Origin of the sequence: Rhodococcus sp. IEGM 1351, assembly GCF_030056875.1 — a bacterium.
Taxonomy (GTDB): domain Bacteria; phylum Actinomycetota; class Actinomycetes; order Mycobacteriales; family Mycobacteriaceae; genus Rhodococcus_F; species Rhodococcus_F opacus.
The window spans coordinates 159,757-173,380 of the sequence record NZ_JASHKU010000003.1; the positions used below are offsets into that span (position 1 = coordinate 159,757).

Annotated in this window: 15 protein-coding genes; 11 read left to right on the plus strand and 4 right to left on the minus strand. The window is 69.8% G+C overall.

From position 1 onward, the window contains the following. Positions 1 to 43: 43 nt before the first annotated feature. Together QM806_RS06695 and QM806_RS06700 are read left to right on the plus strand one after the other, a co-directional pair. Positions 44 to 1,111, plus strand: coding sequence for a LacI family DNA-binding transcriptional regulator (locus QM806_RS06695; RefSeq protein ID WP_283290825.1), 1,068 nt, complete (start codon positions 44 to 46; stop codon positions 1,109 to 1,111). A 166-nt stretch (positions 1,112 to 1,277) separates the two neighbouring features. Beyond that, positions 1,278 to 1,595 (plus strand): hypothetical protein, encoded by a 318-nt coding sequence (locus QM806_RS06700; protein WP_283290826.1) that lies wholly within the window; start codon positions 1,278 to 1,280, stop codon positions 1,593 to 1,595. Positions 1,596 to 1,616: 21 nt separating this feature from the next. On the opposite strand, the gene QM806_RS06705 is transcribed toward QM806_RS06700, so the two are convergent. Further along, a complete protein-coding gene (locus QM806_RS06705; protein WP_283290828.1) occupies positions 1,617 to 1,937 on the minus strand; it encodes an FAD-dependent monooxygenase family protein in 321 nt (106 codons plus the stop codon). Between the two features lie 248 nt (positions 1,938 to 2,185). Between QM806_RS06705 and QM806_RS06710 the strand changes: the two genes are divergently transcribed. Both QM806_RS06710 and QM806_RS06715 read left to right on the plus strand, forming a co-directional pair. Beyond that, positions 2,186 to 3,364, plus strand: coding sequence for a Gfo/Idh/MocA family protein (locus QM806_RS06710; RefSeq protein ID WP_283290830.1), 1,179 nt, complete (start codon positions 2,186 to 2,188; stop codon positions 3,362 to 3,364). A 64-nt stretch (positions 3,365 to 3,428) separates the two neighbouring features. Beyond that, entirely contained in the window at positions 3,429 to 4,430 is a 1,002-nt protein-coding gene (locus QM806_RS06715; protein ID WP_283290832.1) for a sugar phosphate isomerase/epimerase family protein, read from the plus strand. 75 nt (positions 4,431 to 4,505) lie between these two features. Here the strand turns inward: QM806_RS06715 and QM806_RS06720 are convergent, their stop codons facing one another. Continuing rightward, positions 4,506 to 5,405 (minus strand): LysR family transcriptional regulator, encoded by a 900-nt coding sequence (locus QM806_RS06720; protein WP_133986204.1) that lies wholly within the window; start codon positions 5,403 to 5,405, stop codon positions 4,506 to 4,508. 83 nt (positions 5,406 to 5,488) lie between these two features. Here QM806_RS06720 and QM806_RS06725 point away from each other — a divergent pair, with 83 nt between their 5' ends. Genes QM806_RS06725 through QM806_RS06755 form a run of 7 tightly spaced genes read left to right on the plus strand, consistent with a single transcriptional unit; the run spans position 5,489 to position 11,910 of the window. Continuing rightward, the gene (locus QM806_RS06725; RefSeq protein WP_005566210.1) at positions 5,489 to 6,379 is read left to right on the plus strand and encodes an EamA family transporter; all 891 of its coding nucleotides are present in this window, start codon (positions 5,489 to 5,491) and stop codon (positions 6,377 to 6,379) included. A 41-nt stretch (positions 6,380 to 6,420) separates the two neighbouring features. Beyond that, entirely contained in the window at positions 6,421 to 7,005 is a 585-nt protein-coding gene (locus QM806_RS06730) for a biotin transporter BioY (RefSeq protein WP_081276633.1), read from the plus strand. Next, positions 7,002 to 8,123 (plus strand): class I adenylate-forming enzyme family protein, encoded by a 1,122-nt coding sequence (locus tag QM806_RS06735; protein ID WP_169692825.1) that lies wholly within the window; start codon positions 7,002 to 7,004, stop codon positions 8,121 to 8,123. Before QM806_RS06730 ends, QM806_RS06735 begins: the two co-directional genes overlap by 4 nt. Then, the gene (locus QM806_RS06740) at positions 8,120 to 9,247 is read left to right on the plus strand and encodes a thiolase family protein (protein WP_283290834.1); all 1,128 of its coding nucleotides are present in this window, start codon (positions 8,120 to 8,122) and stop codon (positions 9,245 to 9,247) included. The genes QM806_RS06735 and QM806_RS06740 overlap by 4 nt, the downstream gene beginning before the upstream one ends. Next, on the plus strand, positions 9,244 to 9,924 hold the full coding sequence (locus tag QM806_RS06745; RefSeq protein WP_005258449.1) for an energy-coupling factor ABC transporter ATP-binding protein: 681 nt from the start codon (positions 9,244 to 9,246) through the stop codon (positions 9,922 to 9,924). Before QM806_RS06740 ends, QM806_RS06745 begins: the two co-directional genes overlap by 4 nt. Then, positions 9,921 to 10,523, plus strand: a complete 603-nt coding sequence (locus tag QM806_RS06750; protein ID WP_005574607.1) for an energy-coupling factor transporter transmembrane component T family protein — start codon at positions 9,921 to 9,923, stop codon at positions 10,521 to 10,523. The genes QM806_RS06745 and QM806_RS06750 overlap by 4 nt, the downstream gene beginning before the upstream one ends. Beyond that, the gene (locus tag QM806_RS06755) at positions 10,516 to 11,910 is read left to right on the plus strand and encodes an AMP-binding protein (protein ID WP_283290836.1); all 1,395 of its coding nucleotides are present in this window, start codon (positions 10,516 to 10,518) and stop codon (positions 11,908 to 11,910) included. Before QM806_RS06750 ends, QM806_RS06755 begins: the two co-directional genes overlap by 8 nt. Positions 11,911 to 11,914: 4 nt before the next feature. On the opposite strand, the gene QM806_RS06760 is transcribed toward QM806_RS06755, so the two are convergent. Further along, positions 11,915 to 12,235: an AtuA-related protein gene (locus tag QM806_RS06760; protein ID WP_005574609.1), complete on the minus strand. Its 321-nt coding sequence runs from the start codon at positions 12,233 to 12,235 to the stop codon at positions 11,915 to 11,917. Further along, the gene (locus QM806_RS06765) at positions 12,232 to 13,605 is read right to left on the minus strand and encodes an acyclic terpene utilization AtuA family protein (protein ID WP_283290837.1); all 1,374 of its coding nucleotides are present in this window, start codon (positions 13,603 to 13,605) and stop codon (positions 12,232 to 12,234) included. The genes QM806_RS06760 and QM806_RS06765 overlap by 4 nt, the downstream gene beginning before the upstream one ends. Between the last annotated feature and the right edge of the window lie 19 nt (positions 13,606 to 13,624).

The window sequence follows — 13,624 nt, forward strand, 5'->3', positions numbered from 1 at the left end:
ACTCTGGGTGTGCCTCGTGCTCGGCGAGCGAAAGGGTCTGCACATGCGAAGCGACGACGACGCCCGGAGCGGTGGTCCTGCTCCGATGCCCCGGCAGGCCGTGACCATGCAGGACATCGCCGACCGTGTCGGGGTGTCGAAGGCGTTGGTCTCCATGGTGTTTCGGCGGGTTCCCGGACCGAGTGCCGAGACGCGGAAACGGGTCCTCGACGTCGCGGACGAGCTCGGGTACCGACCGAACCGTACCGCTGCACTGATGTCGCTCCGGCGGACCCACCTCGTGGGTGTGACGGCGGATATTCGCAACAGCTTCCACGCCGAGATGGTCGAGTACATCGTCGCCGCCGCCGACGACCACGGGTACGAGGTGGTGCTCGGTGCGCTGACTCCCACGCACGCCGAACCGAAAGTCGTCGAAACGCTGCTCGATTTCCGCTGCGAAGCCCTGATCCTGCTCGGCACCGAACTCGACGCCGACGTGCTCGACACGCTCGGGGAACGGGTACCGGTGGTCGTGGTCGGTCGCCGCGTCGGAGACGGCGCCGTCGACGTCGTGCGCACAGCGGACGGCAAGGGGATCGGCACCGTCGTCGACCATCTCGTCGAGCTGGGGCATAGCCGGATCACGCACCTCAGCGGTGGTACGGGCACGATTGCGGCCGACCGGAGGTCGGGGTACACCCGTGCCATGCGTCGTCACGGTCTCGACATCGACGTCGTCGAGGGTGATTTCACCGACAGCGCCGGAACGGTCGCCGCGGAGACACTGCTCGGGCGGTCGCAGCTTCCCACCGCGGTGATCGCGGCCAACGACCGCAGTGCCATCGGGCTGATCGGCGAACTGCGCAGCCGGGGCGTGCGGATCCCCGAAGACGTCTCGGTCTCCGGATACGACGACAGCGTGCTCGCCCACCTCGCGCACATCGATCTGACGTCGGTCAATCAGCAACCGCGGGAGCAAGCCGCCACCGCGGTCGAGGCGGTCATCCAACGGCTGGACCGGGGGAGGACCGAATCGGTCGCGACCGTCCTCCGGCCGCGGCTCGTCGCGCGCCGTACCACCGGGCCCGCGCCGGAGCCGATGGAAGGATCCCGGTCGGGCGTGTCCTGACCCGCGGCGGCCGTCAGGGCCCGGCGGAGCCGGTCGTATTCGGCGAGACCTTCTCCGGTCGAGTCGGTCTCGGCGAGTGCCCGGGCCAGGACGACGGCGTCTTCGATGGCCATGGAGGCGCCTGCCCCGCCCCGACCGGGTGGGCGGCGTCGCCGACGAGGACTACGTGCTCGTCGTGCCAGACGGGGACTTCGGCCAGCGTGTGCATGAGCGTCGGACGGTGCAATTGCGTGGTCGCCCTGATGATCTCGAGCGGCTGCGGCTCGAACCGGTACAGCTCGGCGAGTCGCCCGAGCAATCAGTCGTCGCCGACACCGGCCAGGTCCGGTGGCCTGGGATCGGCAACCTGCGCGGACCACCACACGGTTTCGTCCGGCGCCGGGATGTGGAGAAAGGCGCCGCTGCGCGCGAAAACCATGTTGAACGTGCCGGTCTCGGCCGGGATGCCGTCGGCGTTGCCCGAGACGCTGGAGAGCCTCCGTAGGTGGGTCGGGGCGCGCCGGGATCAAGGACCGACCGGGTAGCCGACCAGAGACCATCCGCGCCGACCAGCAGGTCGGCGCGTGGCACTGGAACCGTCGGCGAACTGCGCGCGGACACCGTGTCCCGTGGGCTCGGCCCCTACCAGTCGGCGGCCGGTGACGATCCGCACCCCGGCCTGCTCGGCGCACTCACGCAGCACCTCGACCAGGGAACCCCGCTTCAGCGTCGTACTGTGCAGCGGATCCCCCGACAGCCGTCCGTGCGGAACTTCCGCCAGCAGCCTCCCAGTGCCGGACCGCCTGCGACGCTGACCGTCGTCCGTTCCTCCCGACTTCGCATTCACTGAAGAGGTATTCAGTGAAATTGCATTCGATATCTGCACGCCAAGGGTGCTCGTCAAGGGGTGCGGCCCGCTGGCCGGCTCGCCGAGCCGGGGCTTGACAGGGTGGCGTGACTCAGCTCATAGTAGTCGTATTAGACCGGTTAAATAGACCGAACTAGCCGGGGGACGTCTTCACTCATCCGTGCGGGTCTGCGGGTAGCCGACTTGCGCTCCCGCCGGGTCAACATCACACCGAAAGGCTTCCACTCATGACTTCCAACTCGATCGGTGTCGCCGTCATCGGCGGCGGCATGGCCGGACGAGCACACGCCGCCGGATATCGCATGGCGTCGACGCTGTTCGGAACCGACCGCCCCGACGTGCGTCTGGTTGCGATCGCCGACACCAATCAGGCCGTCGCCGACGACACCGCGAAGCGGTACGGGTACGAGCGGGCCGAGTACAGCTGGCAGGCCATCGCCGAATCGCCGGACATCGACGCCGTGAGCGTCGTCATCGCCAACCAGTTGCACCGGGAGATCGTCGAAGGGCTCCTCGCCGCGGGGAAGCACGTGCTGTGCGAGAAGCCCCTGGCGGGGTCCATCGCGGACGCCGAGGCCATGGTCGCGGCCGCTGCGGATGCCGACACGATCGCGACGGTCGGGTACACCTACCGCCGGTCGCCGGCCATCCAGGCGATCCGCGACGAACTCGCGACGGGCCGCCTCGGCGACATCATCCACTTCAACGGGCATTACTGGTGCGACTACGGCCTCGACCCCGCCTCGCCGATCACCTGGCGGTACCGCGGCGGTCCCGGAACGGGCGCGCTCGCGGACGTCGGCAGCCACCTGCTCGACATGGCCGAATTCGTGTGCGGTCCGATCGTCGAGATCAGCGGCGCGACCTTCGCCACGGTGATCACGGAGCGTCCCGTGCCTGCCGGAGTCACCTACGGCCACACCAAGGCCGAGACCACCGGTGAGATGGCACCCGTCGAGAACGAGGACCTCGCGACGTTCACGGCGCGCTTCCAGAACGGCGCGGTCGGCACGTTCTCCGCTTCCCGCGTCGCGCATCAGCTTCCGGACGGACTCGGTTTCGAGTTGTTCGGGACGTCCGGCTCCGCGGCGTTCGACCTGGCTCGCGCCGCGGAATTCTCGGTGTCCAGCGAGGGCCTCGACCGCACCGTGAACGGTCAGCGGCGGGTGATCATCGGTCCGCAGCACCCGTACATCCAGGGTGGCCTGCCGATGGATGCCGGCGGCGTCGGCCACGGCAAGGCGGAGTTCTTCGCCTACCAGGCCCGGGCGTTCCTCGACCAGATCGCCGGCATCGACATCCTCGGCCCGCTGCCGTCCTTCGCCCACGCGCTGCGCGGCATGCAGATCGTCACCGCCGTCGCGGAGTCCGCCCGCGCCGACGGAGCAGCCGTCAAGATCGGCTGAACCCAAACCCCGTAACCGCAAACCCCCTGAACCGCAACTTCTTCCCACCACGCAAGGAACCCTCATGAAACTCGGTGTGTACACCGCCGTCCTGCACGACCGCAGCCTGCGCGAGGCGCTGGAGACCATCGCGTCCCTCGGGCTCGAGGGCGCGGAGATCAACGCGGGCGGCTTCCTGCCCACCCCGCACCTGCCTGTCAAGGAACTCCTCTCCGGTGAGGTGTCACCGCAGGAGTACCTGAAGGTCTTCGACGAGACCGGCGTCTCCATCGCCGGCCTGAACTGCAACGGCAACCCGTTGCACGCGGATCCCGAGGTGGGCCCCGAGGACGCCGAGGACCTGCGCAACGCCATCAGGGTCGCCGGCCTGCTCGGTGTGGACCGGGTGGTCACGATGTCCGGGCTGCCGGCCGCGCACGCCGGCGGCCAGTGGCCGGCCTGGCACGTGAACACGTGGGACAGTGGCTATCTCGACTCCCTCGACTACCAGTGGGATCAGGTGGCGGTGCCGTTCTGGAAGGAGATCGACGCGCTCGCCCGTGAGAACAGCGTCAAGGTCGCGATCGAGATGCACCCGCAGAACCTGGTGTTCAACCCGCCGACCCTGAAGCGTCTGGTCGAGAAGACCGGTGCCACGAACGTCGGTGCGGAGATGGACCCGTCGCACCTGTTCTGGCAGGGCATCGATCCGGTCGCCGCGGTCGACTGGCTCGGCGACCTCGTGTTCCACGCCGCGGCGAAGGACACCCGGATCAACGAGAACTGCAAGATCTACGGTGTTCTCGACGACCGGTTCACCCGGATCCCGGCCGACCAGAACCCCACCGGACTCGGCGGCAAGCACGTGGTCAACAAGTGGCCCGAGGACTCGGCGTGGGACTTCGTCGCCGTCGGTCGCGGACACGACGTCGATTTCTGGTCCCGTTTCCTCGCCGCCCTGCAGCGGGTCGACCCGGACATGGCGGTCAACATCGAACACGAGGACGTCGAACTGGGACAGCTCGAAGGACTGCAGGTCGCCGCCCGCACCCTGAAGGACGCGGCTTCCGCGGTGGCCTCCCGCTAGAACCCGCCCTGCGCGCTCCCGTTCGAAACCGCCCCGCCTGCGCTCCCGCAGGCGGGGCGTCGTGTATCACGCGGGTCATGTCGCGTCGGCCGATCGCCGTTCCCGGGTGACGGCGGCCAGGCGGTCGAGGACCAGGCGCAGCGGCGGCCAGGTCGACCTCCCGCGGCGGGTCACGGCGTAGGCCGTCAGCACGACCTTCGGGTTGGTGAGCGGGCGGACCGTGACTTCCTTGCGCGTGGGACGGTCGGCGGGCAGCAGGCCCACCCCGTAGCCGGCGGCGATGAGGTCCTCGACGAGGTCGAGGCTGTCGATCTGATGGGCGATGTGCGGTGTGAAACCCGCGAGCGAGGCCAGGGTGCGGACGGCGTCCTCGTCGGCGGTGTTGCGGGAGTTCACGATCCAGGGCGAACCGGCATAGGCGGCGACGTCTGCGGGTCCGTTCTCGGCGGGCGTGGGGGTGCCGAGTCCCCAGGGAGTCGACCACAACGGGACGGCCTCGAGCGCGGTGCCCGGGGATGCCGGTGCCAGGTTGTAGTCGTAGGTCAGGGCGAGATCGAGTTCGTCGTCGGCGAGCAATGCGAACGCCTCGACCGGCTCGTATTCGCTGATCACCACGTCCACCTGCGAGTGGGTGCGTGCCAGTTCGGCGACGACCGGGAGCAGCGACACCCGGATGCCCGTCGCGAAGCCCCCGACGCGCAGGGTGCCGACCGGCTCGGCGTGGGGGTCGAGGTCGAGCCGGGCGGCGTCGACGGCCGCCAGGATGGTGACGGCGTGGTCGGCCAGCCGGCGACCGGCCGGAGTGAGCCGCACCCGGCGGCCGGTCGGTTCGACGAGCTGCGCACCCGTCTCCTTCGCGAGTGCGGCGATCTGCTGGGAGACGGTCGAGGTGGTCAGCCGGTGTGTCTCGGCGACCTCACGCATGGAGCCGAGGCGGGAGAGCTCGAGCAGGAGATGCAGGCGTCGGGTATCCACCCACGCATTGTTCGCGATATCCGAACGGTTTGTCCATGAAAGTCACGTGGACGTGAACGGTCGAGGTGTCCTTCAATGCAGACATGACCAGGAACTCGACCCACGTCGGCGCGACGATGGCGCTGACCTCGATGCTGTGCGTACAGAGCGGACTCGCGATCTCCGTCGGCGTGTCCGAACGCGTCGGCGCCGAGGGCGCCGCCTGGTTGCGCCTGGCATGGGCGGGGGTGTTGCTGGCCGTGATCGTGCGGCCTCGTCCGAAGGCGTTCACGCGATCGTCGCTCGGCGCGTGTGTCCTGCTCGGGGTGGTCACGGCGGCGGTCACCCTGCTGTTCATGGCCGCGGTGGACCGGATCCCGCTGGGAACCGCCAGCGCGCTGGAGTTCCTCGGTCCCCTCGGCGTCGCTGTTCTGCACGGACGCGGTCGCCTGAAGTGGCCGGCGCTGGCGGCCGTCGGGGTGCTGCTGCTGACGCAACCCTGGGCCGGCGGTGTCGATCCGGTCGGAATCCTGTTCGCACTGGGCGCGGCCGCATGCTGGGCCCTCTACATCGTGCTCACCCAGCGCGTGGGCGACGAGGTGGCCGGTCTCAACGGGCTCGCGGTGTCCATGCCGGTCGCCGGATTGGTCGCGACTGCCGTGGGTGGACCGTCGATGCTCGGAAAGATGACGCCGGACCTGTTGATCATCGGGCTGGGTTTGGCGATACTGCTGCCGGTCGTGCCGTTCACGCTGGAGATGCTCGCCCTGCGCCGGCTGAACACGGCGGCATTCGGGACCCTGATGAGCCTCGAACCGGCGTTCGCGTTGATCATCGGGCTCGTCGTGTTGCATCAGGTTCCCGACCACGCGGCCGTGGCCGGGATCTGTTTCGTCGTCGCGGCGGGGATCGGAGCAGCGCGGGCCGGGGCGCGCACGACGCCCGACGAGGGCGACGTCGCGGAGTCTGCCGCACCGTTGTCCGCGCCGACCTGATACCTTGAACGTCGTTCAAGTTTGAAGCAAGAGGAGTCGTCATGGCAGGTGTCGAGAGTGCTCGGGTGTCGAGGCTCGGTATTTCAGCGCGGGACATGGCGCAGATCGCGGTGTTCGCCGCGCTGATCGCGGCGCTGGGTCTGCCCGGCGCCATCACGGTCGGCTTCAGCGGAGTGCCGATCACACTGCAGACGCTCGGCGTCATCCTCGCCGGCGCGGTGCTCGGCGCTCGCAAGGGCACAGCCGCCGTCGCGGTCTTCATCGCACTGACCCTGATCGGCCTGCCCCTGCTGTCCGGTGGCCGCACCGGACTGACCGCGCTCGCAGGCCCCAGCGCCGGGTACCTCATCGGCTGGATGCCCGCGACGCTGATCATCGGTCTCCTCACCGCTCGGATCCTGCCGAAGTACCCGATCGCGCTCGGTCTGCTGATCAACGCCCTCGGCGGGATCGTCGTCATCTACGTCTTCGGCACCGTCGGACTCCTGCTCCGCACCGATCTGGGTGTCGGCGCCGCCATCACCACCAACTTCGCCTTCATCCCCGGCGACCTGCTCAAGGTCGTCGTCGCGACCGTGGTCGCCAAGAGCGTGCATCGCGCGTACCCCGGCCTGATCCGTACGTGAGTTCCGAACTCGGCGGCTCCGGCGATCAGCCTGCTCTCGACTTCGAAGCCCGCACCTACACGTACGCCGAACTCGACCGTGCCATCGACCGATGGATCCTCGAGCACGGCCCGGGTGCGCCTGCCTACGACGCGTCGACGCTGCCGGTCCCGGACGCCCTGATCTGCGTGTGCGCGGCGGCGCGGCAGGGGACGACGGTGATCGTCGAGAACCCCGACGCGCGCCCGGACCGCGCGGTGATTCCGCCGTCCGCGTTTCTGCTGGTCGCGACGTCCGGCTCCACCGGCAGGCCGCGTCCGCTCGCGCGCACCGCGGCCTCCTGGTTCGACAGCTTCCCCGCCTTCACCGCGATCACGGGCATCGAGGCGACCGACCATGTGCTGATCACCGGCCCGTTGCACGCCACGATGCACCTGTTCGGCGCAGTGCACGCACTCTGGCGAGGTGCGTGCGTCACCGACGACCCGTCCCGGGCGACGGTGGTGCACGCCGTTCCCGCCGTTCTCCGTGAGGTGGTGGGGAAGGCCCCGAAGCTGCGCACGGCGATCGTCGCCGGCACCGCCCTGGACGACGGCGCCCGCGCGGTGGCGGACGGCATCGGGATCGTCGAGTACTACGGCGCCGCGGAACTCTCCCTCGTCGCGGCGCGCCGGGTGCCCGAACCGCTCCGGCTGCTGGACGGCGTCGACGCCGACATCCGCGACGGTCTGCTGTACGTCCGGTCGCCGTACAGCGTGATCGGAGTCCCGGAGTGGTTCGGTGTCGGTGACCTGGCCGAACTCGGTGACGACGGCGAGCTGACGGTGCGCGGCCGGGGCGAATCCGCGATCAATGTCGGCGGCACCACGGTGATCGCCGAGGACGTCGAGCGCATCCTCGGGACGCTCGACGGTGTCGCCGCGGCCGCCGTCGTCGGATCGCCGCATTCGGTGCTCGGCGAGACCGTCACCGCCGTGGTGGAGCTCGACGGCACCGCGGAGATCGGCGACGTCCGTTCCCGAGCACGCCGGACGCTGACGAAGGAAGCCCTGCCCCGCCGCTGGGTGCCGATCGAGTCGATGCCGCGGACTGCCAGTGGCAAGGTCGCCCGAGGCCGAGTGAGAGACTGGCTGGCATGAGCTCTGTCCCTGTCCTGGTGGCGCCGCGCCGCACGCCGATCGGCAATGCCGGGCACGGGTTCGCCGATCTGACCACCACCGACCTGGCCGCCCCCGTGCTCCGCGAGGTTCTGACGTCGCTGCGGGAGTCGGGTATCGATGCCGAGGTCGACGACGTCGTCCTCGGCAACTGCCTCGGGCCTGGCGGTGATCCGGCGCGGGTCGCGGCCCTGCAGGCGGGGATGGGTGTGGCGGTTCCCGGTGTCACCGTCGACCGGCAGTGCGGTTCCGGACTCGACGCGGTGATGCAGGCCGCGCTCCGTGTGCGCAGCGGCGCCGACGAGCTGATTCTGGCCGGCGGCGTCGAGTCGGCGAGCACGGCGCCGTGGCGGTTCTGGCCGCCGGCGGGGGGCGCCGATCCGGTGCGCTACACCCGCGCTCCCTTTGCGCCGCAGGGCTTCCCCGACCCCGACATGGGAGCGGCCGCGGACGAGCTCGCGCGGGTGCGCGGCATCAGCCGTGAGCGGCAGGATGCCTACGCGGCGCGGTCGCACACGCTCGCCGCAGCCGCCGACTTCTCGTCGGAAATCGTGCCGATCGGTGACATCGAGCGGGACCAGCGCATTCGCGCAGGCATGACCGAGGCCAGGCTCGCGCGGCTACGCCCCAGTTTCGGTGCCGGCGGAACGGCCACGGCGGGCAACTCGTGCGGCATCTCGGACGGCGCCGCCGTGCTGGCGGTGACGACCGAGTCGCTGGCCGCCGGACTGCCTGCGTTACGGATCCTCGGCTCCGCCGTCGCGGGATCGGACCCGGCGCTGCCCGGACTCGGACCGGTTCCCGCGATCCGCACACTCCTGAAGAGGACCGGACACGACGTGGCGGATCTGGGCGTCGTCGAGATCACCGAGGCCTTCGCGTCGGTGGTGCTGGCGGTCTCGGACGAACTCGGCCTGGACGAATCCACGATCTGCCCGCAGGGCGGCGCCATCGCCATGGGGCACCCGTGGGGCGCCTCGGGGGCGATCTTGTTGGTGCGCTTGGCAAGTCAGATGCTGCGCGAGGACGGACCCCCGCTCGGGCTCGCGGCCTGCGCCATCGGCGGCGGGCAGGGCATCGCGATGCTCGTGGAGCGTGTGTCGTGAGTGAGATCGTCTTCGATTCGGTGACGCACGCCTTCGGGGACCGCCCGGTGCTGCGCGGCGTCGACCTGCGTTTCTCCGAGCGCCGCGTCGGCATCATCGGTTCCAACGGTTCCGGCAAGTCGACCCTGGCGCGCATGATCAACGGGTTGCTGAAGCCCACCTCCGGCACGGTCACGGTCGACGGTGTCGACGCCGCCAGGAAGGGCGCGCAGGTGCGCCGCAAGGTCGGGTTCGTGTTCACCGACCCCGACACCCAGATCGTCATGCCCACGGTGTCCGAGGACCTGGCGTTCTCGCTGCGCCGGTCCGGTCTGAGCAAACAGGAGATCGCCGGTCGCGTCGAGGAGATCCTGGTGCGGTTCCGGCTCGACCGGCACGCCGATCACCCCGCGCACCTGCTGTCCGGGGGCCAGAAGCAGCTGCTCGCCATCGGCGCCGTCCTCATCCGCAGGCCCGAGGTGGTCATCGCCGACGAGCCGACGACGCTGCTGGATCTGCGGAACGCGCGCGTCGTCTCCGAAGCGCTCGATTCGATGGACCAGCAGGTGATCGTCGTGACCCACCAACTGGCGCTGCTGGAGAGTTTCGAACGGGTCATCGTCATCGACGACGGTCTCGTCGCGTTCGACGGCAGCCCGGACGACGCCGTCCCGGCGTACCGGCAGCTGGTCGAATGATCGGCCTGTACCGCCCGGGCGACTCGCTCCTGCACAGGATGCCCGCCGGGCTGAAACTGCTGCTGTTGATCGCGTCGATCGTCACGGCCACGGTGTTCGTGCGCACCCCGCTCGAGGTCGGCGTCGTCGTCCTGGCGGTGGGACTGCTGTTCGCGGTGGCCTCCATTCCGTGGCGGGTCGCCGTGGCGCAGTTGCGCCCGGTGGTGTGGATGTTGTTGATCATCGCCGTGTTCCAGGTGCTGATCACGTCGCCCGCGCGGGCGGTCGTCGTGTGCGGGGTGCTGCTGATCTCGGTGGCGCTCGCCGCGTTGGTCACGCTCACCACCCGGGTCACCGACATGCTCGACACGGTGTCGCGCGCACTCGGGCCCCTGCGGAGGTTCGGGGTCGACCCGGATCGGATCGGACTCCTGCTCGCGTTGGCGATCCGGTGTATCCCGCTGTTGACGGGGATCGTGCAGGAGGTGGCGCAGGCGCGGAAGGCACGCGGGTTGCAATGGTCGATGACGGCGCTGGCCACACCGGTTCTGGTCCGCGCCCTCCGGACCGCGGATGCGATGGGCGACGCCCTCGTCGCACGGGGAGTGGACGATGACTGAGCTGCTCGCCGAGCGTGTCGCTCGACGGGCCGCCGAGAACCCGGAGACGACAGCGGTCGTGTCCGCACGCGAGACCGTCGACTACGGCCGGTTCTGGTCGCGGGTCACACGCACCGCCGCCGGGCTCGACGGCATGAACCGGGTCGCCGTGCTGCCGACGTCGGATGTCGGGTCGCTGGTCGTGGTGACGGCGGCGATGCACGCGGGAGTCAGCGTCGTGCTGCTGCATCGGCATCTCCTGCCCGCGCAGCTGACGCGGGTGCTCGAGCTCGCGAAACCCGGCGCCGTGGTGGCCGCGCCGCACCAGCACACCAGGCTACGGAGACTGGGATTCGACGGGACCGTCGAGACGGCGGACAGCCTCGAATCCGACGGCGCCGCAGGCCGGGCGCGTCCCGGCACCGAACTGCTGGTCGGCATCACGTCCGGCACCACCGGTGAGCCGAAGCTGTTCGTGCGCAACCAGCGATCGTGGGCCACGACCCTCGACCGATCGGACGCGACGTTCGACATCGGCAGCGGGGATCGCGTGGCGGTGCCCGGAGTTCTCGACCACACCCATTTCCTGTACGGCGCGCTGCACGGCCTCACTCGCGGTGCGACGGTGGATCTGCGACCGGTCACCCACTCGCTGCGCGACGCAGCGACACATCTGTACTCGGTACCCACCATCGCCTGGGATGTGGTGCGGTCGGGCATCGGTCCGGTCGGCAGCGTCCGTGAGGTGCTGTCGTCGGCGGCCCGGTGGCCGCGCACCGGGCGTGAGGCGCTGCAGGAAGTGTTGCCGAAGGCGTCGCTCGTGCACTTCTACGGCGCCTCCGAACTGAGCTTCGTGTCCTTCGACCGGAGTCTCGGCGCCGCCGACGAACATGCGGCAGGCGAACTATTCGACGGTGTCGACGCAGCGATTCGCGCGGGCCTCGTTCACGTGCGCAGCGACATGCTGTTCGACGGCTACCTCACCGAGGACGGCGTGGTGAACGGCCCCGCCGACGGGTGGATGACCGTCGGGGACCGAGGCAGGGTCGCGGGCAACAGCCTGCAGTTGTTCGGCCGCGACAGCGACACGGTGATCCGGGCGGGGCTCAATGTGGAACCCGCGGCCATCGAAGCGGCGTTGACCGCACTCCCCGGGATCTCGGAGGCTGCGTGCATCGGAGTGCCCGACAGCCGGATGGGCGAGGCACCGGCCGCCGCGATCGTGGTGGACGGCGACGGGCCGAGTTCCAGCGAGATCTGGCGGCATCTGCGCGCCACGTTACCCAGCCCGAGCATGCCGGTCCAGGTACTCGCGGTCGACAGCTTGCCGCGCACGCCGCGCGGCAAGCTCGACCGTCAGGCGCTCGCCGTCACCCTGTCGGCGTCGCGGGACCGGAATCCCGTGTAGCCCGTCAAATTTCGAGGCTCAGCAGGTGATAGCCCAGCGTCTTGCCGTGTCCGTCGAGTGCGGGGGAACCCGTGACGCCGCCGCCGAGGACGCCCGGCAACTCGAACACCATCGCCATCAGGTTCGGCTGGCAGGTGCGCCGGGCCGGACCGGTGATCAGCTCGCCGTAGTGGGCGGCGACGACGTCCTCGGTCAGTCTCCGGGCGAGATAACGGTAGGCGGCGTGGTCCCGGGCCAGCACGGCAAGGATGAGCGTGTCTCCCTTGTCGCCGGCACGAACGTCGGCGAGGGAGTCTATCTTCTGAACCGTTGCGGGCGTGGTCATGTCGTCACCTCCGTGAGGTGCACCCGGGTGGGCACGAGGTCGCGGGGGAGGGTGCACGAGCGGATCGCGAGTACCTCGGTCGCCGAGCGCCGGGCGCCGCCCCCGCCGGCCGGTCCGTTGGTGTACAGGCTTTCCACCTCCCAGCCGACGAGGTCGGCTTCCTCGCGGGTGCGTGCGCGGGCGGTCACCCGCAGTCGAACCTCGTGCGCATCGGTGTCCGTGTCGAGGCCGCGGAAAGCCGCACCGGCGCCGATGTATTCGACGGAGACGGCGTCCTCGGTGAAACCGTGCACGTCGACGAGTCGTTCGGTGACGATGTCCGCGGCGAGCCGGGCGCGGGGGTGGGCGCGCGGGCCCGCGTAACTGATCTGCCCCTCACCGAGCCAGCCGCCACGGAAGCCGAGGGTGACCTTCAGCTGCTGCGGCCGGGGGCGCCCCGTCGCACCGGTGATGGCGACCCGGTCGGGTCCCACATTGGTGAACGACACGTTGCCGAAGTCCGCGGTCACGTCCGGCGTGAGATACGAGGTGGGATCTCCCACCTCGTACAGGAGTTGCTCGGCGCAGGTTCGTTCGGTGAGTATGCCGCCGGACCCGTCGAGTTTGCCGAACGTCGCCGATCCGTCGGCGAGGACGTCGGCGAACGGGAAGCCGAGATCGGCCATGCCCTTCACCGGTTTGGTGACGGGATCCGCGTAGTACCCGCCCGTGAGTTGTCCGGCGCACTCGAGCAGGTGCCCGATCGCGGTTGCGGCGCCGATGGTGTCGTGGTCGGCCAGGTCCCATCCGAAGTGGTGGGCGAGTGGGGCGACGTAGAGGGAAGGATCGGCCAGACGCCCGGTGACCACGACGTCGGCGTCCAGTTCGAGCGCGGGGATCACGGCCTCCGCGCCGATGTACGCGTTCGCGGAGACGAGTTCCTCGTCGTGCTCCGACAGGCGTTTCCCGGTCTCCCACACGACGGGGTCGTGGCGCAGCACCTGCTCGAGCACCGCGTCGCCCGTGACGGCAGCGACGCGGACCCGCCGGTCGGCGGACCGGGACGCGATGCCGGAGACCAATTCGGCAGCGGCGAGAGGGTTCGCGGCACCGGCATTGGTGATCACCGTGGTCCCGGACGCGAGCGTGTGCGGGAGAACCGCGCGCATGCGTGCGCCGAGGAGCGGATCGTATCCTTCGTCCGGGTTCTCGAGTCGGCGAGAGTTTCCGGCGGCAACGGTGCGTTCGCCGAGGCATTCGAAGATCAGGTAGTCGAGGTCGGCGTGCCGGGCGAGTTTCTCGGCGGGGTCGATGCGATCCCCGGAGAACCCGGATCCGGCGCCGAGTCGTACGCTCCGCGAAGCGCTGCCGCGGGTGCTCGATGGTGTCACGGGCTCGAAGTCCTTTGCC

Bases quoted from the DNA above. Each gene is read 5' to 3' on its own strand.
- QM806_RS06695 (WP_283290825.1), top strand. From the start codon at position 44: ATGCGAAGCGACGACGACGCCCGGAGCGGTGGTCCTGCTCCGATGCCC.
- QM806_RS06710 (WP_283290830.1), top strand. From the start codon at position 2,186: ATGACTTCCAACTCGATCGGTGTCGCCGTCATCGGCGGCGGCATGGCC.
- QM806_RS06715 (WP_283290832.1), top strand. From the start codon at position 3,429: ATGAAACTCGGTGTGTACACCGCCGTCCTGCACGACCGCAGCCTGCGC.
- QM806_RS06725 (WP_005566210.1), top strand. From the start codon at position 5,489: ATGACCAGGAACTCGACCCACGTCGGCGCGACGATGGCGCTGACCTCG.
- QM806_RS06730 (WP_081276633.1), top strand. From the start codon at position 6,421: ATGGCAGGTGTCGAGAGTGCTCGGGTGTCGAGGCTCGGTATTTCAGCG.
- QM806_RS06740 (WP_283290834.1), top strand. From the start codon at position 8,120: ATGAGCTCTGTCCCTGTCCTGGTGGCGCCGCGCCGCACGCCGATCGGC.
- QM806_RS06750 (WP_005574607.1), top strand. From the start codon at position 9,921: ATGATCGGCCTGTACCGCCCGGGCGACTCGCTCCTGCACAGGATGCCC.
- QM806_RS06755 (WP_283290836.1), top strand. From the start codon at position 10,516: ATGACTGAGCTGCTCGCCGAGCGTGTCGCTCGACGGGCCGCCGAGAAC.
- QM806_RS06760 (WP_005574609.1), bottom strand. From the start codon at position 12,235: ATGACCACGCCCGCAACGGTTCAGAAGATAGACTCCCTCGCCGACGTT.